Raw genomic sequence first — 20,279 nt, forward strand, 5'->3', positions numbered from 1 at the left:
CAGATCAACGTCAGCTGACGTTGAGGACATCCACGGAGAAGGCAAGATCCGATCCGATGGACTTCTGCTGCTCCGGGGTCAGCTTGCTCTTGGGCACCACGATCAGCACCCGGCTGCCGGCCTTCTTGCCCTTGAGGCCTTCCTGCCAGCCCGGCAGCTGCGCGATGGGCACCTCCTGCGCCCCGGACTGCCCCGGCGCCCAGGTGTCGGCGATCACCTTGCCGTCCTTCCAGGTGACCACCGTGTAGTTGGCACGCACGGTGGCCTTGCTGCCGATCTTCGCGCCCTTGCCCTCGATGATCGTCTCGCTCTCGATGTCCTTCGGGGCGTCCTGGCCCTTGGGGATGGTGATCTTCGGCGCCTTGTCGTTGATGTCGGTGCCCACCTTGGGCAGCTCGGCGTTGTCCTGCGCGACCGGCTTGCCCTCGATCTTGTTCGGCATGACCTTCTTGAGGTCCACGACGAAGACCAGCGTGGAGTTCGCCGGAATCTTCTGCTGCGCCTGCGCGCCGTAGCCCTTGTCCGGCGGGATCACCAACTCGACGCGGCTGCCGAGCTTCTGACCCACCAGACCCTCGTCCCAGCCCTTGATGACCTTGCCGCTGCCGATCTCGAAGGTGGCCGGCGCACCACGGTCCCAGCTGTTGTCGAAGGCGGAGCCGCTCCAGGTCTGGCCGAGGTAGTTGGCATTGAGGGCGTCGCCCTTCTTCACCACCGGGCCGTTGCCCTTCTTCAGCACCTTGACCTGAAGTTTCTTGGGCGGGTCGCCTTCGCCCTTTGCCACCTTGGGCTTGGCATCCGCCTGCCCGCTCACCGCCGGCACTGAGCCGGCCTTGGGTGAGTCGTCATTGCCGCAGGCCGCTGCGGAGACGAGAAACAGGGGCACGGCGATCAGGGCTGCGATTCGGCGTCGGCGCACGTAAATCCCTCAAGACGGGCTGCGATCAAAGTGAATGGACTGGGCCACTCTAACCACGCCACGCAACAGTGGCGGGGTCCATGTCACATGGGCCCCGCCACTGTTGCACTCGACCGGCACCCTCACCGGCCCCACACGCCTCGGACACCGCCACCCGAACGGGTCGGATTTCCCGCCGTGGACCCACGACGGAATCCGCCCGGACGCGGTGCACCGCACCCTCACCGGAATCGGCTCACATGCCGGCGATCAGCTTCTCCACCCGGTCGTCCACCGAACGGAACGGGTCCTTGCACAGGACCGTGCGCTGCGCCTGGTCATTCAGCTTGAGATGCACCCAGTCGACCGTGAAATCACGGCGCTGCTCCTGTGCCCGGCGAATGAAGTCGCCGCGCAGCCTGGCGCGAGTGGTCTGCGGCGGCACCGACTTGCCCTCGAAGATCTTCAAGTCGTTACAGATCCGCGCCGCTTGCCCCTTCCGCTCCAGGAGGTAGTACAGCCCTCGGCGGCGGTGGATGTCGTGATACGCGAGGTCTATCTGCGCCACCCGGGGGTGGGACATGGTGATGTTGTTCTTTGTGCGGTACCGCTCGATGAGCTGATGTTTCATCACCCAGTCGATCTCGGTCGAGATGCGGTCGAGCTCCTCGTCCCTGATCGCCTCGAGCGTCCGGCCCCACAGTTCCAGGACCCGCTCGACGGTGCCCGTACGGATTCCGCGGCGGTCGCAGAAATCCACGGCCTTCTCGTAGTACTCCTGCTGGACTTCGAGCGCCGATGCCTCGCGCCCGCTGGCCAGCCGCACCTTGCGCTGGCCCGTGATGTCGTGACTGACCTCGCGGATGGCCCGGATCGGGTTCTCCAGCGTCAGATCCCGCATGACCGTGCCCGCCTCGATCATGCGCAGGACGAGGTCGGTGGCCCCGACCTTCAGCATCATGGTCGTCTCGGACATATTGGAGTCACCGACGATGACATGCAGCCGGCGGTACCGCTCGGCATCCGCATGCGGTTCGTCGCGGGTATTGATGATCGGCCGGGAACGGGTCGTCGCCGAGGAGACGCCCTCCCAGATGTGCTCCGCACGCTGGCTGACGCAGTAGACGGCGCCCCGCGGAGTCTGCAGCACCTTGCCCGCGCCGCACAGCAGCTGACGGGTGACGAGGAACGGAATGAGGATGTCCGCGAGCCGGGAGAACTCACCATGGCGGGCGACGAGATAATTCTCGTGGCACCCGTAGGAGTTTCCCGCCGAATCGGTGTTGTTCTTGAAGAGATACACGTCGCCCGCGATTCCCTCCTCATGCAGGCGGCGTTCGGCGTCGACGAGCAGGCCTTCGAGAATACGCTCGCCGGCCTTGTCGTGAGTGACCAGTTCGGTCACGTTGTCGCACTCGGGAGTTGCATATTCCGGGTGCGAACCCACGTCCAAGTACAGGCGGGCGCCGTTCCGCAGGAAGACATTGCTGCTGCGGCCCCATGACACGACACGGCGGAAGAGGTACCGCGCCACTTCGTCAGGCGACAGTCGGCGCTGTCCCCTGAACGTGCACGTGACGCCGTACTCGTTCTCCAGCCCGAAAATGCGGCGGTCCATGACTGAACATTACGCCTGACGGCCTGCTCTGAAACCGGGTTCGACAGCCCCGTTTCGATCATTTTCCGCCGGGACCGCATCTGCCGTACGCGGCACGGGATCCCCGAGGAATCGCTTCGTCGACAAAAGGACGAGCAGCGCGGCGAGCCCACCGGCTCCGGCCACCGCGAAACCCGCCACCGCGCCGCCGCTCCCCACGGCCGGACCCACCACCGAAGCGCCCACCGCCGACCCGACACCGAACGTCGTCACCAGCCAGGAAAACGCCTCCGTCACGGTGCCCTGGGGCGCATGCCGGTCCACCACCACGAACGCACAGGCCAGCGCCGGCGCCAGGAACACCCCCGCGACACCCGTCAACGCCGTCATCCCCACGACACCCGGCACCAGCACCAGCGGCAGATAGCCCAGTGCCAGCAGGGCGGTCAGCAGCCGCAGCCGGCCCTCCGGCCGCCCCGGCCACTCGCGCGCGCCGTAGACGAGGCCGCCGGCCAGCGCGCCGACACCCAGCGAGGACAGCAGCAGGCTGGAGACCATCCCCCCGCCGTGCTCGTCGGCGTAAGCGACCGCCGCGACCGCGATCGACCCCAGCGCCAGCCCCACGAAGAAGAACGCGCCGATCAGCACCAGCATCCCGGCCGAGCGCAACGCACCCAGCCAGTGCGCCTCCCGCGGACCGCTGCGCCACTGCCGGGACGGCTCGGAGACGACCACGGAGAGTGCGCCGAGCACCCCGAGCAGGTTGATCACCAGCAGCGCCACCCCCTCCGACCAGGCCGCCACGCACAGCGTCACCAGCAAGGGCCCCACCGCGAACATGACTTCCTGCGCCACCGCGTCCAGCGCATAGGCGGCATGCACCCGGTCCGCGCGCTTGAGGACCCCGGGCCACAGCGCCCGCAGGCCGCCCTCCAGTGGCGGGGTGAAGAAGCCGGCGATCACCATGGCGACGTAGGCGAGCCACAGCACATCCAGGCCGACGACCGCCAGCAGCGTCATACCGAGCGCGGAGAGCACCGAGGCGGGCAGCATCACCCGCGGCTGGCCGAAGAGGTCCACCGCCCGCCCCAGCAGTGGCTGGCCGACGGCATTGCAGACGCCGTAGACCGCGGAGAGCGCGCCGGCCAGGGCGTAGCTGCCGCCCTCGGCGCGGATGAAGAGAACCACCGCCAGCGCGGCGGTGGCGTTCGGCAGCCTGCCGACCAGCGTCCCCACCAGGAGCCTGGCCGCGTGCCGGGTTCTGAGCAGCTCCGCATATCCCGCGGCCATCCCTGCCCCTTTCCCGCCCGGAGCGGACGGACGTGATACGTATAACCTTCGCCGTTATACGTATCATGACCCCCACCCCAGGTCCACCCCGCAACGGCGACGCGAGGAGCGATACCCCAGGTGACCAGCAACGAGACCACCCCCCTCGGCAGGCGCCCGGCCGGCGGCCGCACCACCAGCCGGGACGTGGCCCGCGCCGCGGGAGTCTCCCAGGCCGCCGTCTCGCTCGTCCTGGGCGACAAATGGCGCGGCCGGGTCTCGCCCGCCAAGGCCGAGGCGGTCCGCATCGCCGCCCGCCAGTTGGACTACCGCCCCAACCTCGCCGCCCGCAGTCTGCGGATGGGCCGCACCCGCACCGCCCTGCTGGTCGTCCCCGCCCTGACCACCGAATTCTTCGCCCGCGTCTACACCGGCGCGGCCCGGATCGCCGCCGCCCACGACTTCGGAGTCGTCCTCTACCCCTCCCCCGAAGGCATCGGCCCCGCCCGCGACCCCTTCGGCTCCGCCTCGGCCACCCTGGACGGCGTCATCGCCTCCTCCATGGCCGCCGAGGCCCTCACCGCACTCCGGGACGCGGACCTGCCGCTGGTCATGCTGGACAGCGACCCCGACGACGACCGGGCCACCGCCACCGTCAACCTGGACATCGCCGACGGCGCGCGCCAGTTGACCACCCATCTGACAGCGCTCGGCCACCGCCGCATCACCCACCTCGCGGCCGATGTGCACTCCTGGACCTTCGATCTGCGCGCCCGCGCCGTCACCGCAGCATGCGACGGCGTCCCCGGCATGCTGCTGCGCCGCCAACCGGCCGCCCTCGGTGTCGACGCCGGGCTGCACGCCGCACACGCCGCCCTGACCGCCCCCGGCCCCCGCCCCACGGCGCTGCTCTGCGACGACGACATCATCGCCGCGGGCGCCTGCAAGGCCGTACGCCGGCTGGGCCTGCGGGTCCCCGAGGACGTCTCCGTCACCGGCTTCGACGACCTGGCCCTGGCCGTCGCCGTCGAGCCGGAGCTGACGACCGTACGACTGCCCGCCGAGGAATTCGGCGAGGCCGGCATGCGGGCCCTGATGAGCGTGCTCGACGGCCGCCCCGCCGAGGCCCCCGCCCTGCCGGTCGAACTGATCAGCCGCGGCTCCACCGCCCCGCCCCCGGACGCCCCCGAAAACGCCGCGCGCCCCGGCGGGCAGTGACCCACCGGGGCGCGCGACAGGGGCACCCGCCCCACAGCGTTACGTCAGAGCAGAGGCTCCCCTTCGGGGCCGTCCTCGCCCGAAGCGCCCTTGCCCTTGGTTCCCTTGCCCTTGGAGCCCTTGTCCCCGGCGCCCTCGGCGGCGGCCCCGGACTCCCCGGCACCGGCATCCGCATCGGCGTCCGCCGCCGCGTCCCCGGCATCCGCCCCGCCGCTCTCGTCCAGCAGCCGGGAGAGCTGCCGCCCCAGGATCCGCTTGAACTTGCGCTGCTGCGGGCGCGTACGGTCCAGCGTCGCGACCTCCAGCTGCTCGGCGGTCAGCGTGCGCTCACCGCCGTTGTTGTCCCGGGAGAGCGAATCCAACGCCAGCTTGAGCGCCTCGGCCAGCGTCATACCGTCGCGGTGACGCTGGTCGAGGTAGCTGCTGATCTGGTCGGCGTTGCCACCGACCGCCACCGAGCCGTGCTCGTCGACGATCGAGCCGTCATGCGGCAGCCGGTAGATCTGGTCGTCCTCGGGAGCGGCACCGACCTCGGCGACGATCAGCTCGACCTCGTACGGCTTCTCGGCGGCGCTGGAGAAAATCGTGCCGAGCGTCTGGGCATAGACATTCGCCAGGCCCCGCGCGGTCACGTCCTCACGGTCGTAGGTGTAGCCCCGCAGATCGGCGTAGCGCACACCGCCGATCCGCAGATTCTCGAACTCGTTGTACTTGCCGACCGCCGCAAAGGCGATCCGGTCATAAATCTCGCTGACCTTGTGCAGGGCGCGGGAGGGATTCTCGGCGACGAATACCACGCCGTCGGTGTATTGCAGCACCACGACACTACGGCCGCGGGCGATGCCCTTGCGGGCGTACTCGGCGCGATCGGCCATGGCCTGCTGGGGTGAGACATAGAACGGCGTCGACACCGGCTATCCGTCCCTTCCTGTCAAAAGGTCTCGCAGTGGCTGGGGGCTCCCCCGGCGGGGCCGGGGGAGCATTACGGAACATCCGTCCCGTCAGAGCAGCGCGGCGCGCGGGCCGTCGGGCTGTTCGAGGCGGCGCTCGTGCACGGCACGGGCGATCTCCGAGACCTCGTCGTCGGTGAGCTTCTTGAAGCCGTCTTCGGTGATCACCGTGACGATGGGGTAGATCTTCCGCGCCATATCGGGCCCGCCGGTCGCCGAGTCGTCGTCGGCGGCGTCATAGAGCGCCTGGACGACGGCGGTGGCGGCCTGATTCTCCGTGAAATCTTCCCGGAAGAGCTTCTTCAGCGCGCTGCGCGCAAAGACCGAGCCGGAACCCGTCGCCGCGAAACCGTGCTCCTCCGACCGCCCGCCGGTCACGTCGTACGAGAAGATACGGCCCTTGTCGCGGTCGAGGTCATAGCCGGCGAACAACGGCACCACGGCCAGGCCCTGCATGGCCATTCCCAGATTGCTGCGAATCATCGTCGACAGACGATTCGCCTTGCCCTCCAAGGAGAGTTGGGCACCCTCGACCTTTTCGAAGTGCTCCAGCTCCAGCTGGAAGAGCTTGACCATCTCCACCGCGAGGCCTGCCGTGCCCGCGATGCCGACCGCCGAATACTCGTCGGCCGGGAAAACCTTCTCGATATCACGCTGCGCGATGACATTGCCCATTGTCGCCCGCCGGTCACCGGCGAGCACCACGCCCTGCGGGAACGCCGCGGCAACGATCGTCGTGCCGTGCGGCGCCTCGATGGCGCCCTGCACCGGCGGCAACGGGCGGTTGCTGGGCAGCAGACCGGGCGAGTGCTCGCCGAGGAAATCCATGAACGACGAGGATCCAGGCGTCAGGAAGGCAGCCGGTAGACGCCCGGTGCTTCGAGTATTGGCTTCCACACGTTTCCTTCCAGATATGCGATGGCCCTGCGCATGGCGTCGGGTCATCCCTCAACTTGCCGAGTGCCGAATTGCAGTTGAAGCACAGTACGCCTCGGACCTTACCCGTATCGTGGTCGTGATCCACATGCCTCGGGCCCGGCTCAAGACAGATCGCCAGATACCGAACTGTGCCTTGATCATCGCGTCCCGCTCGGCCACGGTGAGGCCGTAGTGGCGCTTGAGGTGACTCTCCCGGTTCCGTTCCGCCCTGCACGGCCGGCAATAACTCGCCCAACCGTCCGACGACGACTTGTTGCGCTCCCACTGGTCATGCGTTTTCACTTCACGACACTGCGGACACCGCTTGGACCCCCGAGGCACGGGGACGTTCTCGCGGGCCGTCCGCCCCTTGGCCGCCTGACGCTGCCGGCAGTACTCCGCGGAGCACTCCCGGCAGTACGCCTGAAGGCCGTCTCGCGTCGACTTGTTACTGGAGAAGGCGGCTGTCGGCAGTGCCCGCTCGCACCGCGAACAGCATTTCGGTCCCCCCGAGCCAGCCATGTCCGCTTCGGGGCCTATTGTCCACCTTTCTGAACAAATGACCGCACGAAGTCCTCTGCGTTCTCCTCGAGAACATCGTCGATCTCGTCCAGCACCGAGTCCACGTCGTCCGACAACTTTTCCTGGCGTTCCTTGAGGTCTTCCGAGGCCTCCGCGTCCTGCGTCTGCTCCTCGACCTCTTCGGTGGAACGCGTGGCCTTTGCCTGTCCGCCGCCGCTGTCCTTGGTCGCCATGTCCCTCACCCCGCTCGGTTCGCCCCGCTCGATGTGACCTTCAAGATCCGACCCTACAAGCAGGGTCCGACATCGGCCCTGCACTTGCTGCAACGCCCGGGAGTCACCTCGATGATTCCCGCCCCACGACGATTTCAGCCGTGAATCGGCTGTGCATCCCGGCAAATTCTGTCGTGCACCTGCCGAAACTCAGCGGCCGGACAGCGTCCTCACCAGCTCCTCTGCGGTCCGACAGCGGTCAAGGAGCTCCTTGACGTGCTTACGGGTCCCCCGCAGCGGCTCCAGTGTGGGAACCCGTTGCAGGGAGTCACGACCGGGCAGGTCGAAGATGACCGAATCCCAGGAAGCGGCCGCGACATCGTCCGCGTACTGCTCCAGGCAGCGGCCGCGGAAATAGGCCCTGGTGTCCTCTGGAGGCTTCTGCTCGGCCCGCTCGACCTGTGGCTCGTCCAGAAGGCGCTGCATCTTGCCGCGTGCCGCCAGACGGTTGTACAGGCCCTTGTCGGGCCGTACGTCGGCGTACTGGAGGTCGATGAGGTGCAGCCGCGCCGCGTCCCAGTCCAGGCCGTCGCGGCGCCGGTAGCCCTCCATCAGCTCGCGCTTGGCGACCCAGTCCAGCTCGCCGGACAGGCTCATCGGATCGTTCTCCAGCCGGCCGAGCACGTCCTCCCACCTGGTCAGGACGTCCTTGGTCTGGTCGTCCGCATCCGCTCCGTAACGGTCCTCGACGTATTTGCGGGCCAGCTCGAAGTACTCCATCTGGAGCTGTACGGCGGTGAGCGTGCGGCCGCTGCGGAGCGTGATCAGGTGTTGCAGAGTGGGGTCGTGCGAGACCTGGTGGAGGGTGCGGACGGGCTGGTCGACGGCCAGGTCGACGGCGATGAAGCCGTCCTCGATCATGGAGAGCACCAGGGAGGTGGTGCCCAGCTTCAGATACGTCGAGATCTCGGAGAGGTTCGCGTCCCCGATGATCACGTGGAGCCGGCGGTACTTCTCCGCGTCCGCGTGCGGTTCGTCGCGGGTGTTGATGATGGGCCGTTTGAGGGTCGTCTCCAGGCCGACCTCCACCTCGAAGTAGTCGGCGCGCTGGCTGAGCTGGAAGCCGTGCTCATGGCCGTCCTGGCCGATACCGACCCGGCCGGCGCCGGTGACCACCTGGCGGGAGACGAAGAACGGCGTCAGGTGCCGCACGATGTCCGAGAAGGGGGTCTCCCGCTTCATCAGGTAGTTCTCGTGCGTGCCGTACGAGGCGCCCTTGTTGTCGGTGTTGTTCTTGTAGAGGTGGATGGGCTGGGCGCCGGGGACCTGGGCGGCCCGTTCGGCGGCCTCGGCCATGATCCGCTCGCCGGCCTTGTCCCAGAGCACGGCGTCCCGCGGATTGGTGACCTCGGGGGCGCTGTATTCGGGGTGGGCATGGTCGACGTAGAGCCTGGCGCCGTTCGTGAGGATCACGTTCGCCAGGCCGATGTCCTCGTCCGTGAGCTGGCTGGCGTCCGCATTTTCGCGTGCGAGGTCGAAGCCGCGGGCGTCCCGCAGCGGGTTCTCCTCCTCGAAATCCCAGCGGGCACGGCGTGCCCGGTGCATCGCGGCCGCGTAGGCGTTGACGACCTGGGACGAGGTGAGCATGGCATTGGCGTTCGGGTGGCCGGGGACGGAGATCCCGTACTCCGTCTCGATTCCCATTACTCGCCGTACGGTCATGCGGCCCTCCTTGCCCGGCGGCGCCCCCTGATGGGGTCGGCGCTCAAGTACCGCTGTGCTTCCGGTCCGTGTGCGTGCCCCACGCCCGCACAGCGTGACGCAGCGGTACCGACGAGCCTAGAACGCCTTAGCGGCGCTGGGGAGATCATTACAGTCATTGCTCCAGTCCGGTTTTTCCTGGTCCACCGCGCCCTTATGGGGTGCGGCTCTGGCGCCCCCGGAAAAGCATCCGGCTGCGGACGCCCCGTGCAGGACATCCGCAGCCGGAGAGCGGTGTTACAGGTATTGGCCGGTATTCGCCACCGTGTCGATGGAGCGACCGGTGTCCGCGCCCTGCTTTCCGGTGACGAGCGTGCGGATGTATACGATCCGCTCGCCCTTCTTTCCGGAGATCCGGGCCCAGTCGTCCGGGTTGGTGGTGTTGGGCAGGTCCTCGTTCTCCTTGAACTCGTCCACGCATGCCTGGAGGAGGTGGGAGACCCGAAGCCCCTTCTGATTGTGTTCGAGGAAGGCCTTGATGGCCATCTTCTTTGCGCGTCCTACGATGTTTTCGATCATCGCACCGGAGTTGAAGTCCTTGAAGTAGAGGACTTCCTTGTCACCATTGGCGTAGGTGACCTCCAGGAAGCGATTTTCCTCGGATTCCGCATACATCTGCTCGACGACGGATTGAATCATTCCGCTTACTGCGGCCTTCCGCGAGTCGCCGTGTTCGGCGAGGTCGTCGGAGTGCAGCGGGAGCCTTTCGGTGAGGTACTTCGAGAAGATGTCCTTGGCGGCTTCCGCGTCCGGACGCTCGATCTTGATTTTCACGTCGAGGCGGCCCGGGCGCAGGATCGCCGGGTCGATCATGTCCTCACGGTTCGAGGCACCGATCACGATCACGTTTTCGAGGCCCTCGACACCGTCGATCTCGGAGAGCAGCTGCGGGACGATGGTGTTCTCCACGTCCGAGCTGACGCCGGATCCCCGGGTGCGGAAGAGGGAGTCCATCTCGTCGAAGAAGACGATGACGGGGGTGCCCTCGCTCGCCTTTTCCCTGGCGCGCTGGAAGACCAGCCGGATGTGCCGCTCCGTCTCACCGACGTACTTGTTGAGCAGCTCGGGGCCCTTGATGTTGAGGAAGAAGCTCTTCCCCGCGGGCTGCCCGGTCACCTCGGCGACCTTCTTGGCGAGAGAGTTGGCGACCGCCTTGGCGATGAGAGTCTTGCCGCAGCCCGGCGGGCCGTAGAGCAAGACGCCCTTGGGCGGGCGGAGTTCGTGCTCCTTGAAGAGGTCGGGGTAGAGGTACGGAAGCTCGACCGCATCCCGGATCAGTTCGATCTGGCCGCCCAGACCGCCGATCTTGGTGTAGTCGATGTCCGGGACCTCTTCGAGGACGAGTTCCTCGACCTCGCTCTTCGGGATGACTTCGTAGACGTAGCCGGAACGGGGTTCGAGCAGCAGGGCGTCGCCGGGGCGGATGGTGATGTCCAGCAGCGGCTCGGCGAGCCTCACCACCCGTTCCTCGTCGGTGTGCCCGATCACCAGGGCGCGCTCGCCGTCCTCGAGGATCTCCTTGAGGGTGACGATGTCGCCGGCGCTCTCGTACGCCATGGCCTCGACCACGTTGAGCGCTTCATTGAGCATGACCTCTTGGCCGCGCCTGAGGTCCTCGGTCTCCACGCTGGGACTGACATTCACCCGGAGTTTTCTGCCTCCGGTGAAAATGTCGACGGTGTCGTCCTCGTTCGCCTGCAGGAAGACACCGAAGCCGGCCGGCGGCTGCGCGAGCCGGTCGACCTCCTCTTTGAGCGCGACGATCTGGTCGCGGGCCTCGCGGAGAGTATTGGCGAGACGCTCGTTCTGCGCCGAGACGCCGGCCAGGTTGGTCTGCAGCTCGACGATCCGCTCTTCGAGAATCCTCGTGTGACGCGGAGAGTCGGCGAGCTTGCGTCGCAGGACGGCGATCTCCTGCTCGAGATAGGCAACCTGACCGGCGGGATCTTCAGACCCTCGCCCCGGCCGGATGCCGCGGTTGATGTCGTCGTCGTGGGCTGCCACGGTCCTCACCTCCTCCAAGGAGCTGGACGCTTCCTGACCCTACCTGGGCCGGTGCAGGTTGAAACCCCTAGATCGAAAAGACTGTCGGGGCGTGTCCGATCTTCACCCTTGCGCACGTCCTCACGCCAAGGGAATACCCACCCAACAACATCGGAAAGCGAGCGGTTGTATCGTCGAGTCGGTCAACACCCGTCAGGGCTGGCGCCACTTAGGCAAAAACGGTTCACGTACGCAGGAACGGCAGGCGAGATGACCGCACAGGACGAAGCCCCAGAGCTGGAAGTATGGATCGACCAGGATCTGTGCACCGGGGACGGCATCTGTGCGCAGTACGCGCCGGAGGTCTTCGAGCTCGACATCGACGGGCTGGCTTATGTGAAGAGCGGCGACGACGAGCTGCTCCAGGACAAGGGCGCGACAACGCCCGTCCCGCTGAAACTGCTCGATGACGTGCGGGACTCCGCGAAGGAGTGCCCCGGGGACTGCATCCACGTCCGCCGCGTCAAGGACCTCGTCGAGGTCTACGGCCCGGACGCGGAGTAGCCGGCGCGGCGCGGAACGCATCGGCCGGCCACATCATGTGACGGGTCACACACGCCTGGTGCCCATCGCGGCGGGGAGTTCGCTCTGAACGAACTTCCCGCCCTTCCATTGCCACTTGACGCTCTTGTGCACGTCCGGGCAGCAGCGCGGAACGTCGAGCGTGGAGTAGCCCAGGATTGCCGCTGAGATCGCGCCATCCTTGATGGTGAGGGTTTGGACGCTGCGCTGCCGGGCGGGCGCGAGGAGTGTCGCCACGATCCGGGGTGCGGCCTTGGGGTCGGACGGCTGCGCGAGGACGTAGACGCCGCTGGGGGGCGTGCCGGTCCCGCTGTGGCAGCGGACCACCGCGACCGTCTCGGTCGTCCCGTCGCCGTCGAGGTCGCCCGAGGCCTTCTTCACCACGTCGAGGCGGTTGGGGCCGCAGTCGACCGGAAAGGTCACCTTGTCCGGGTCGGGGGCGGCCGCGGAGCGGTGCCCGGCCGCAGCGGCGGCGGGGGAGGTCGTGGCCTTGGCGTCGGGGGGCTGGACGAGGGACGCGGCCGCGACGACCGCCGAGATGGCGGTGGCGGTGGCGAGCCAGTGCATGGGGCGCGGCTGGGTGTGCAAAAGGTCCTGGCCTGCCATGGGCTGCACGCGGGGTAACTCCTGTGAAGTGCTGTACCGGTGGGAGTGCCCAGCATCGTTCCACAGGAGGATGCGCCAAGGAACCGGCCGGGCCGGAGTTTTCCGTGCAGATCCGGTGGTGGAAACGAAGGAGCGCCGCCGGCGGTTCCCGGTGGGGAACTCGTCGGCGGCGCCCAGTGGTTCGGTGGCCGGTTCCGGACGGTCAGCCGCGCTCGGCCGAGCCGCCTCCGGAGGCAGCTGCCTGGTCCTTGCCGGGCCCTGTGTAGTCCTCGCCGTAGGCGCCCTTGGCGGGGCGGCGGCGGCGCAGCGGGGGCTCGACGCCGTCGGCGAGGCGGCGGGCGGTCAGCAGGAAGCCGGTGTGGCCGATCATGCGGTGGTCGGGGCGGACGGCGAGGCCCTCGACGTGCCAGGTGCGGACCATGGTTTCCCAGGCCGACGGCTCGTTGAAGGTGCCGTGTTCGCGGATCGCCTCGACGGTGCGGGCCATCTGCGTCGTCGTCGCGACGTAGGCGCAGAGGATGCCGCCGGGGACCAGGGCCTTGGAGACGGCCTCCAGGCACTCCCAGGGGGCGAGCATGTCGAGGATGACGCGGTCGACGTCGGTGTCGGAGAGGTTGTCCTGGAGGTCACCGACGGTGAGCGTCCACGCGGGGTGCGGGCCGCCGAAGTAGCGCTCGACGTTCTGCGTGGCGATCTCGGCGAAGTCGGCGCGGCGCTCGTAGGAGTGCAGCATGCCGTCGTCGCCGATGGCGCGCAGCAGGAAGCTGCTGAGCGAGCCGGAGCCCACACCGGCCTCGACGACGCGGGCGCCGGGGAAGATGTCGGCCATCGCCAGGATCTGCCCCGCGTCCTTGGGGTAGACCACGGCGGCACCGCGGGGCATGGACAGGACATAGTCGGGGAGCAGCGGGCGCAGCGCGAGGTAGGCGACGTTCCCGGTGGTACGGACAACGCTGCCCTCGGGAGCACCGATCAGCTCGTCGTGGGGGAAGGCTCCCTTGTGGGTGTGGAAGCTTTTTCCCTCTTCGAGCGTGAAGGTGTAGTGGCGTCCCTTGGGATCGGTGAGCTGGACCTGGTCCCCGACCTTGAAGGGCCCGCGACGGCGGGCGGCACCGGTCGGTTCGGACATGTGACCAGCCTACCGGCCCGTTGAGGCCCCGCCGACCAGTGGGCCGTAGGGGCGAGTGAGCCGAAGGGGGCGCGGCGACTCCGGCTTCGGCGCCCCCGGCGGCGAACCGACCCTGATCAAGCAGGCTTACGGGCCATGGCGGAGACGAAGGCCCGCTCGACGTCGGCGGTGGACAGCACGCCGTAGATCTCGCCGGTCTCCTCGACGACGAGGTATTCGGTGGCGGGGGTGGCGCGCAGGTACTCCAGGAGGTCTTCTCCCGCGAGTTCGGCCGAGACCCGCATGCCTTCCTTGAGTTCCTGGGCGAGGGTGCCCACGGGGACCCAGGGGCGGCGGTGGTCGGGGACCCCGACGATGGCGGCCTCGCGGACGAGGGCGGTGGGGGTGCCCTGGCGGTCGACGACGACCAGGGCGCGGGCGCCGGCGTCGTTGGCGCGGCGCAGCGCCTCGGAGAGCGGGGTGTCGGTCTCGACGGGGACGGCGCGCCGGGTCAGGGTGCGGGCGCTGAGGTCGGGGAGGCGTTCCCGTAGCCGGGCCATGCGCAGGCTGTTGCCGGCGCCGGTCCAGATGATGGCGGCGAGGATCGCGGCGAGCAGGGCGTCGGTGAGCGAGTCGGCGCCGCCGATCTCGGGCCGGGCGTTGCCGAGGGCGCCGGTATGGGTGAGCAGCGGCAGTCCGATGAGGACGGTGACGGCGAGCGCGCGGCCGACCCAGGCGGCGGCGATGGTGCCGCTCATGGGCTTGCCGGTGATCTTCCAGACGAGGGCGCGCAGCATCCGGCCGCCGTCCAGGGGCAGGCCGGGCAGCAGGTTGAAGATCGCCACGATGAGGTTGGAGATCATCAGGCCGGCGACCAGGACGCCGGGGACCGTGTCGGGCTCGACCAGCTGCATAGCGGCGTAGAAGACCCCGGCGAGGGCGAGGGAGAGCAGCGGGCCGACGAAGGCGAGGACGAATTCCCTGCCGGGGGTCTCGGTCTCCTTCTCGATCTCCGAGACGCCGCCGAAGAACTGGAGCTGGATGCGGCGTACGGGGAGCTTGAAGCGGAGCGCGGCAACGGTGTGGGCCAGCTCGTGGACCAGGACCGAGGCGTAGAAGGCGACCGCGAAGAAGAGCGACACGAGGTAGCGGGCGGCGCCCAGCTCGGGCAGTACGCGCTCCAGCTGCCCGCCGAAGACCCAGGTGATCAGGGCGGCGACGAGGAACCAGCTGGGGGCGACGTAGACGGGCACGCCGAAGGGGCGGCCCATCAGGATGCCGCCGCCGCTGCCCCTCCTCTTGCCCGGCGGAGGTGTCCTGGGCTCCTTGCTGGGCTCGGGCGGCTCGGGCGGCTGGGACCGCACGGACTCCTCGGGGTCCTGCGACTTCCCGCTCTCGTCCACGGCGTCCCCTCATCGAATACGGCTTTCGCCCCTGCTCGGCCTGATATCTCGACAGGCAGGGCGCAGGGGTCCGGCCTCGATGGTATGCGGAGCGCCCCGGCCTGATCCGCTGCGGGGCCCTTGCGCGGTGACCCGTCCGCGCTTGTCAGTGGCGGGCCGTAGGGTTTTGTGGCATGGGATGGAGCACGGAGCAGGCCGAGGCGGGCACGCAGAGTGGGCAAGGCGGGTCCGGCAGGGAGACTGCCGGGGCGGAGGCGCGGGGCGCGGAGGGGGCGCGGGCGCCGGTGGCGCTGTCGCCGTCGCGGGCGAGCGATTTCATGCAGTGTCCGCTGCTGTACCGCTTCCGGGTGATCGACAGACTCCCGGAGAAGCCGAGCGCGGCGGCGACGCGCGGCACGGTCGTGCATGCGGTGCTGGAGCGGCTCTTCGACGCTCCGGCGGCGGAGCGTACGGCCGGCGGGGCGCGCGCGATGGTGCGGGGCGAGTGGGAGAAGCTGCTCGCCAAGCGGCCGGAGCTGGCGGAGCTGTTCGCCGAGGACGCGGAGGGGGAGCGGCTGGCGCAGTGGCTGGCGGAGGCCGAGGCGCTGGTGGAGCGGTGGTTCTCGCTGGAGGATCCGACGCGGCTGGAGCCGGCGGACCGTGAGCTGTATGTCGAGACGGTGCTGGATTCGGGGCTCCAGCTGCGGGGGTTCATCGACCGGGTGGATGTCGCGCCGACGGGCGAGGTGCGGATCGTCGACTACAAGACCGGCAAGGCGCCGCGGCCGCAGTTCGCCGAGGGCGCGCTGTTCCAGATGAAGTTCTATGCGCTCGTGATGTGGCGGCTGCGCGGTGTGGTGCCGCGGCGGCTCCAGCTGGTCTATCTGGGCAGCGGCGATGTGGTGACGTACGACCCGGGTGAGGCCGATCTGCGGGGCGTGGAGCGGAAGTTGCTGGCGCTGTGGGAGGCGATCCAGCTGGCGACGGCGACGGGCGACTGGCGGCCGCGGCCGACGAAGCTGTGCGGCTGGTGCGACCACCAGGCGCACTGTCCGGAATTCGGCGGCACTCCCCCGGTGTATCCGCTCCAGGTGCGCCCGGCGGACGGCGGTGTGGTGCCGCAGGGCAGAATGGGGGAAATCTAGGCGCTGATCGCCCGGACAGGCCTATCAAAGGAGAGCTCGTGGCCATCCGCGTCCTGCTGGTCGACGACCAGCCCCTGCTGCGTACGGGATTCCGGATGATTCTGGAGGCGGAGCAGGATCTGGCGGTCGTCGGGGAGGCCGGTGACGGTCTCCAGGCGCTGGAGCAGGTGCGGGCACTGCAGCCCGATGTGGTGCTGATGGACATCCGGATGCCCCGGATGGACGGCGTCGAGGCGACCCGGCAGATCACGGGCCCGGCGAAGGACGGCCCGGCGAAGGTACTGGTGCTGACGACCTTCGATCTGGACGAGTATGTCGTCGAGGCGCTGCGGGCGGGGGCGAGCGGCTTCCTGCTCAAGGACGCGCCGGCCAATGAACTGGTGCAGGCGATCCGGGTGGTGGCGGGCGGCGAGGCGATGCTCGCGCCGAGCATCACGCGCCGGCTGCTGGACAAGTACGCGGGGCATCTGCCGTCGGGCGAGGAGCCGGTTCCGGACACGCTGCACACCCTCACCGAGCGCGAGGTGGAGGTGCTGAAGCTGGTGGCGCGCGGGCTGTCGAATGCGGAGATCGCCGCGGATCTGTTCGTGAGCGAGACGACGGTGAAGACGCATGTGGGGCATGTGCTGACGAAGCTGGGGCTGCGCGACCGGGTGCAGGCGGCGGTGTACGCATACGAGAGCGGGCTGGTGCGCCCAGGCGCGCAGTAGCCGTGGGGGTCTGACGGCCCGGCACACGGACGACGGCGGGGCTCCCGGGAATTCCCGGGAGCCCCGCCGTCGTGGTGAGCGGAGCCGGTCAGGCTTCCGCTTCAGCGCCGGGGTCAGGCCTCGGAGGCCTTGCTGATCTCCCAGAACCGGAAGACGGTCGAGGAGTCCAGCGTCCATTCCAGACCGGAGACACCGTCGCGGGCCACCGCGTACTGCTTGCCCTGCCAGATCGGGATCATCGGCACGTCCTCCGCGACGATCTTCTGCAGCTCCCGGAACTGGGCCTTGGTGGCGCCGCGGTTCGGCTGGTCGGCCGTCTTGGGCAGCAGCTGGCCGGTGATGGTGGGCGAGCTGTAGTTGTTGGCCACCACGCTGTCCTTGCCGAAGAATGGCGCGGTGAAGTTGTCGGGGTCCGGATAGTCGGGGATCCAGCCCTTGACGTAGACGCCGAACTTGCCGTCGGCCATGCCCTGCTCGTACTCCTTGGTGGGCAGGGTGCGCACCTTGGCGTCGAACAGCCCGCTGTGGTTGAGCTGTTGGGCGATCTCCTCGAAGGCCGGGACCGTGCCGGGGCCGTAGCGGTCGGGGGTGGCCCACAGCGTGAGCGGCACCTTGCCGTTGAGGCCGGCGGAGCGCAGCGCGTCCTTCGCCTTGTCGGGCTTGGGGCGGTCGCCGTAGGTGTCGAAGAAGGACGTGCTGTGGCCGGTGATGCCGGCCGGGACGATGGAGTACAGCGGCACCGCGGTGCGCTGGTAGACGTCCCGGACGAGGGTGGAGCGGTCCAGGAGGTAGGCGATCGCCTTGCGGACGCCCGGCTTGCCGGCGACCGGGTCCTTGAGGTTGAACACCAGGTGCATGACCTCTGCGCTGGCGCCCTCCACGACCTGGGTGCCGTGCTGCTGCTTCAGCGAGGCGTTGTCCAGCGCCGCGATGTCCTTCATCGCCAGGCCGCGGTAGGCGACATCGACATCGCCGCCCTCGACGGCCTTCTTGAGCTTGTCGGCGGCGTTGAAGAACTTCACGGTCATACCGGAGTTCTTGACCTTGGCCGGGCCCTTGTAGGAGCCGTTGACGGCGAAGACGGCCTTCTTGGAGCTGTAGTCCTTGAGGGTGTAGACACCGGAGCCGACGGCCTTGCCGTCGGTGCGCAGCCGGTCGGCGGGGTACTCGGCGTGGTCGACGATGGAGCCGGCGCCCGAGGCTATCTTCATGGGGAAGGTCGCGTCGGGCGACTTCAGCCGGAAGACCACGGTCTTGGCGTCCGGCGCCTCGACCTTGTCCAGCGCGGAGAACATCACGGCGGGGCCGTTCACGTCCTTGATGCGCCGGGTGCGGTCGAAGGAGTACTTGACGTCCTTGGAGGTCAGCTTGTCACCGTTGCTGAAGGTGAGGCCGTCCTTCAGGGTGCAGCGGTAGACCTTGCTCTCCCCGTCGGTGAACCCGCAGCGCTCGGCGGCTTCCGGCTCGGGGGTGGTGCCTCCCTTGGGGAAGCTCAGCAGGGACTGGAAGACGTTGTTGAACAACAGCCAGGAGCCGGGCTCGTATCCGGCCGCGGGGTCGGTGGACACGACCTTGTCCGTCATTCCCATGACCACGGGCTCGCCGTTGCCGGCCGCTCCCGAGTCGTCCGTGCCGCACCCGGCGACCGCAAGCAGAGCTGTTGCCAGCCCCGCTCCGATCGGGGCGGCCAGCCACTGGTCACGCTTCCTCACTAAACGGTCCTCACGTTCTGGGTGGTGCCTGTCGGGCCGCGGCGGGGTGGCCGCGGCGGGTGTGTACTGCATGGGCCGCGTCCGCGGGCTCAGTCGGCGACGCCGCGGCTGAGCTCCCAGATCTGGAGCGAGGAGGAGGAGTTGAGGGCCCACTCGATGCCCGTGACGTCGTCGCGGGCGACGACGTACTGCTTGCCCTGCCACAGCGGGAGGAGCGGTACATCATCGGCGATGATGTCCTGCGCCTGCTTGAAGTTGGCCGCGGCGGCGTTGCGGTCGGACTGCTGCCGGCTGTCCGGGATCAGCTGCGACTCGATCTTGGTGTTGCGGTAGGGGGAGCCGAGGAAGTTCTGCTTGCCGATGAACGGCGCGATGTAGTTGTCCGGGTCCGGGATGTCGGCGAACCAGCCCATGTTGTAGACGCTGTACTTGCCGTCCAGGGCGTCGGTGCGGAACTGCTGCCAGCTGTCGACGCCCTTGACGCCGATGTCGAACAGCTTGGTGCTGTTGAGCTGGCTCGCCAGCGCGCGGACTTCCTTGCCGGTGCTGGAGCCGTAGTGGTTCGTGGTGTAGGTGAGCGTGAACTTCACCGGGGTGTTGATGTTCGCCTGCTGGAGCGTCTTGCGGGCGGCGGCGGCGCTGGGGTTCCCGTACTTGCTGAAGAACGAGTTGATGTGACCGGTGAGGCCGGTGGGAACCATCGAGTAGAGCGGGTCGCCGGTGTAGGAGTAGACGTCGCGCACCAGCTCCGAGCGGTTGACGATCTGCGCCATCGCCTTCCGCACGGCCTTGTTGGAGACGGCCGGGTCCTTGGTGTTGAAGGCGAGGTAGCGGATCTCCTGACCCGGCATCTCCTGGAGCATGAGGTGCTTGTCGCGGGCGTTCTCCAGGCCCTTGATCTGGTCGGGCGACAGCCCGCGGTACATCAGGTCGACGCTCCCCTTGCGCAGCGCCTGCTCCGTGGCCTTGGAGTCGGCGAAGAAATGCATCTCCACCTTGTCGTTCTTCACGTTCACCCCGCCCTTGTAGGTGGGGTTCTTCGTGAAGGTGGCCTTGGTGATGCGGTTGTTCTTACGCTCCGTCTTGAGCGTGTACGGACCGGAGCCGACCACGTCGAAGCCGCTGTAGAGGCGGCCCTTCGGGTACACGGCACCGTCGACGATGGCCGCCGCGGGCGTGGCGAGCTTCTGCGGGAACGTGGCGTCCGGCTTGGTGAGGTGGAAGACCACCTCGGTGTCGCTGGGCGCCTCGACCTTGTCGATGTCACTGAGCAGCGACACCGGGCCGTTGGTGTTGTTGATGGTCCGCATACGGTCGATGGAGAACTTGACGTCCTGCGCCGTCAGGGCATGACCGTTCGAAAACTTCAGGCCACTGCGCAGCTTGCAGCGGTACTGCTCATTCTGGGTGTCGCGGAACCCGCAGGACTCGGCGGCCTCGGGCACCGGCGCGGTGCCGGTCCTGGGCAGCCGCATCAGCGTCTGGAGGGTGCCGCGCAGCATGTTCCACGCGTCGACGTCATAGGCCTGCGCCGGGTCGAGCGGCGCGGGCGCCGCCTTGGTCGCCTCGATCTGGGTGGCGACTCCCACGACGATCGGATCGCCGCCTTCGCCCGCACCGTCCGTGCTGCCACAGGCGGCGAGGACGGGGGCGAGGAGACCGGCCAGCGCCGGCAGCACCAGGGTCTTGCGATTCATCGTGGGCAG

General features: G+C 68.4%; 17 protein-coding genes and 1 pseudogene. 4 read left to right on the forward strand and 14 right to left on the reverse strand.

All coding sequences use genetic code 11. The annotated features are described in order from the left end of the window. Positions 1-10: 10 nt before the first annotated feature. The 3 genes from K7C20_RS07020 to K7C20_RS07030 form a co-directional block, all read right to left on the reverse strand. Positions 11-919, reverse strand: coding sequence for an FKBP-type peptidyl-prolyl cis-trans isomerase (locus K7C20_RS07020; protein ID WP_063754002.1), 909 nt, complete (start codon positions 917-919; stop codon positions 11-13). A 235-nt stretch (positions 920-1,154) separates the two neighbouring features. Beyond that, positions 1,155-2,516: a Pup--protein ligase gene (gene pafA, locus K7C20_RS07025; protein WP_018087769.1), complete on the reverse strand. Its 1,362-nt coding sequence runs from the start codon at positions 2,514-2,516 to the stop codon at positions 1,155-1,157. 9 nt (positions 2,517-2,525) lie between these two features. After that, the gene (locus K7C20_RS07030) at positions 2,526-3,785 is read right to left on the reverse strand and encodes an MFS transporter (protein WP_053210173.1); all 1,260 of its coding nucleotides are present in this window, start codon (positions 3,783-3,785) and stop codon (positions 2,526-2,528) included. Between the two features lie 111 nt (positions 3,786-3,896). On the opposite strand from K7C20_RS07030, the gene K7C20_RS07035 reads away from it, so the two are divergent. Beyond that, positions 3,897-4,982: a LacI family DNA-binding transcriptional regulator gene (locus tag K7C20_RS07035; protein WP_409351341.1), complete on the forward strand. Its 1,086-nt coding sequence runs from the start codon at positions 3,897-3,899 to the stop codon at positions 4,980-4,982. 44 nt (positions 4,983-5,026) lie between these two features. Here K7C20_RS07035 and prcA read toward each other — a convergent pair whose 3' ends face one another. The 6 genes and pseudogenes from prcA to arc form a co-directional block, all read right to left on the reverse strand. Further along, complete coding sequence (gene prcA, locus K7C20_RS07040; protein WP_030084800.1) at positions 5,027-5,893, reverse strand: proteasome subunit alpha; 867 nt, start codon at positions 5,891-5,893, stop codon at positions 5,027-5,029. A gap of 90 nt (positions 5,894-5,983) precedes the next feature. Next, on the reverse strand, positions 5,984-6,829 hold the full coding sequence (gene prcB, locus K7C20_RS07045; RefSeq protein WP_030084802.1) for a proteasome subunit beta: 846 nt from the start codon (positions 6,827-6,829) through the stop codon (positions 5,984-5,986). A gap of 82 nt (positions 6,830-6,911) precedes the next feature. Further along, positions 6,912-7,136, reverse strand: a pseudogene (locus K7C20_RS39225) (endonuclease domain-containing protein); the annotation flags it as partial. A gap of 250 nt (positions 7,137-7,386) precedes the next feature. Then, positions 7,387-7,605, reverse strand: coding sequence for a ubiquitin-like protein Pup (locus K7C20_RS07055; protein WP_018087774.1), 219 nt, complete (start codon positions 7,603-7,605; stop codon positions 7,387-7,389). 189 nt (positions 7,606-7,794) lie between these two features. Beyond that, entirely contained in the window at positions 7,795-9,306 is a 1,512-nt protein-coding gene (gene dop / locus K7C20_RS07060; protein ID WP_078953518.1) for a depupylase/deamidase Dop, read from the reverse strand. Between the two features lie 276 nt (positions 9,307-9,582). Beyond that, complete coding sequence (gene arc, locus K7C20_RS07065; RefSeq protein WP_053210177.1) at positions 9,583-11,349, reverse strand: proteasome ATPase; 1,767 nt, start codon at positions 11,347-11,349, stop codon at positions 9,583-9,585. 249 nt (positions 11,350-11,598) lie between these two features. On the opposite strand from arc, the gene K7C20_RS07070 reads away from it, so the two are divergent. Further along, the gene (locus tag K7C20_RS07070; protein ID WP_030084810.1) at positions 11,599-11,892 is read left to right on the forward strand and encodes a ferredoxin; all 294 of its coding nucleotides are present in this window, start codon (positions 11,599-11,601) and stop codon (positions 11,890-11,892) included. A 45-nt stretch (positions 11,893-11,937) separates the two neighbouring features. Here the strand turns inward: K7C20_RS07070 and K7C20_RS07075 are convergent, their stop codons facing one another. The 3 genes from K7C20_RS07075 to K7C20_RS07085 all read right to left on the reverse strand — a co-directional run bounded on the left by K7C20_RS07075 (position 11,938) and on the right by K7C20_RS07085 (position 15,027). Further along, on the reverse strand, positions 11,938-12,516 hold the full coding sequence (locus K7C20_RS07075) for a hypothetical protein (RefSeq protein ID WP_078953519.1): 579 nt from the start codon (positions 12,514-12,516) through the stop codon (positions 11,938-11,940). Between the two features lie 202 nt (positions 12,517-12,718). Beyond that, positions 12,719-13,645, reverse strand: coding sequence for a tRNA (adenine-N1)-methyltransferase (locus tag K7C20_RS07080; protein WP_053210174.1), 927 nt, complete (start codon positions 13,643-13,645; stop codon positions 12,719-12,721). 116 nt (positions 13,646-13,761) lie between these two features. Then, positions 13,762-15,027: a site-2 protease family protein gene (locus K7C20_RS07085; protein WP_030084816.1), complete on the reverse strand. Its 1,266-nt coding sequence runs from the start codon at positions 15,025-15,027 to the stop codon at positions 13,762-13,764. 173 nt (positions 15,028-15,200) lie between these two features. On the opposite strand from K7C20_RS07085, the gene K7C20_RS07090 reads away from it, so the two are divergent. Next, positions 15,201-16,151, forward strand: coding sequence for a RecB family exonuclease (locus tag K7C20_RS07090; protein WP_030084818.1), 951 nt, complete (start codon positions 15,201-15,203; stop codon positions 16,149-16,151). A 38-nt stretch (positions 16,152-16,189) separates the two neighbouring features. Continuing rightward, on the forward strand, positions 16,190-16,861 hold the full coding sequence (locus K7C20_RS07095; RefSeq protein ID WP_020929992.1) for a response regulator: 672 nt from the start codon (positions 16,190-16,192) through the stop codon (positions 16,859-16,861). 113 nt (positions 16,862-16,974) lie between these two features. On the opposite strand, the gene K7C20_RS07100 is transcribed toward K7C20_RS07095, so the two are convergent. Together K7C20_RS07100 and K7C20_RS07105 are read right to left on the reverse strand one after the other, a co-directional pair. Beyond that, positions 16,975-18,573, reverse strand: a complete 1,599-nt coding sequence (locus K7C20_RS07100) for an ABC transporter substrate-binding protein (RefSeq protein WP_030084822.1) — start codon at positions 18,571-18,573, stop codon at positions 16,975-16,977. An 89-nt stretch (positions 18,574-18,662) separates the two neighbouring features. Next, on the reverse strand, positions 18,663-20,270 hold the full coding sequence (locus tag K7C20_RS07105) for an ABC transporter substrate-binding protein (RefSeq protein WP_030084824.1): 1,608 nt from the start codon (positions 20,268-20,270) through the stop codon (positions 18,663-18,665). Positions 20,271-20,279 lie beyond the last annotated feature (9 nt).

Origin of the sequence: Streptomyces decoyicus (assembly GCF_019880305.1) — a bacterium.
Taxonomy (GTDB): Bacteria; Actinomycetota; Actinomycetes; order Streptomycetales; family Streptomycetaceae; genus Streptomyces; species Streptomyces decoyicus.

Coding starts and splice junctions, on each gene's coding strand:
- pafA (WP_018087769.1), bottom strand. CDS start 2,516: ATGGACCGCCGCATTTTCGGGCTGGAGAACGAGTACGGCGTCACGTGC.
- K7C20_RS07030 (WP_053210173.1), bottom strand. CDS start 3,785: ATGGCCGCGGGATATGCGGAGCTGCTCAGAACCCGGCACGCGGCCAGG.
- K7C20_RS07055 (WP_018087774.1), bottom strand. CDS start 7,605: ATGGCGACCAAGGACAGCGGCGGCGGACAGGCAAAGGCCACGCGTTCC.
- dop (WP_078953518.1), bottom strand. CDS start 9,306: ATGACCGTACGGCGAGTAATGGGAATCGAGACGGAGTACGGGATCTCC.
- K7C20_RS07070 (WP_030084810.1), top strand. CDS start 11,599: ATGACCGCACAGGACGAAGCCCCAGAGCTGGAAGTATGGATCGACCAG.
- K7C20_RS07075 (WP_078953519.1), bottom strand. CDS start 12,516: ATGGCAGGCCAGGACCTTTTGCACACCCAGCCGCGCCCCATGCACTGG.
- K7C20_RS07080 (WP_053210174.1), bottom strand. CDS start 13,645: ATGTCCGAACCGACCGGTGCCGCCCGCCGTCGCGGGCCCTTCAAGGTC.
- K7C20_RS07090 (WP_030084818.1), top strand. CDS start 15,201: ATGGGATGGAGCACGGAGCAGGCCGAGGCGGGCACGCAGAGTGGGCAA.
- K7C20_RS07105 (WP_030084824.1), bottom strand. CDS start 20,270: ATGAATCGCAAGACCCTGGTGCTGCCGGCGCTGGCCGGTCTCCTCGCC.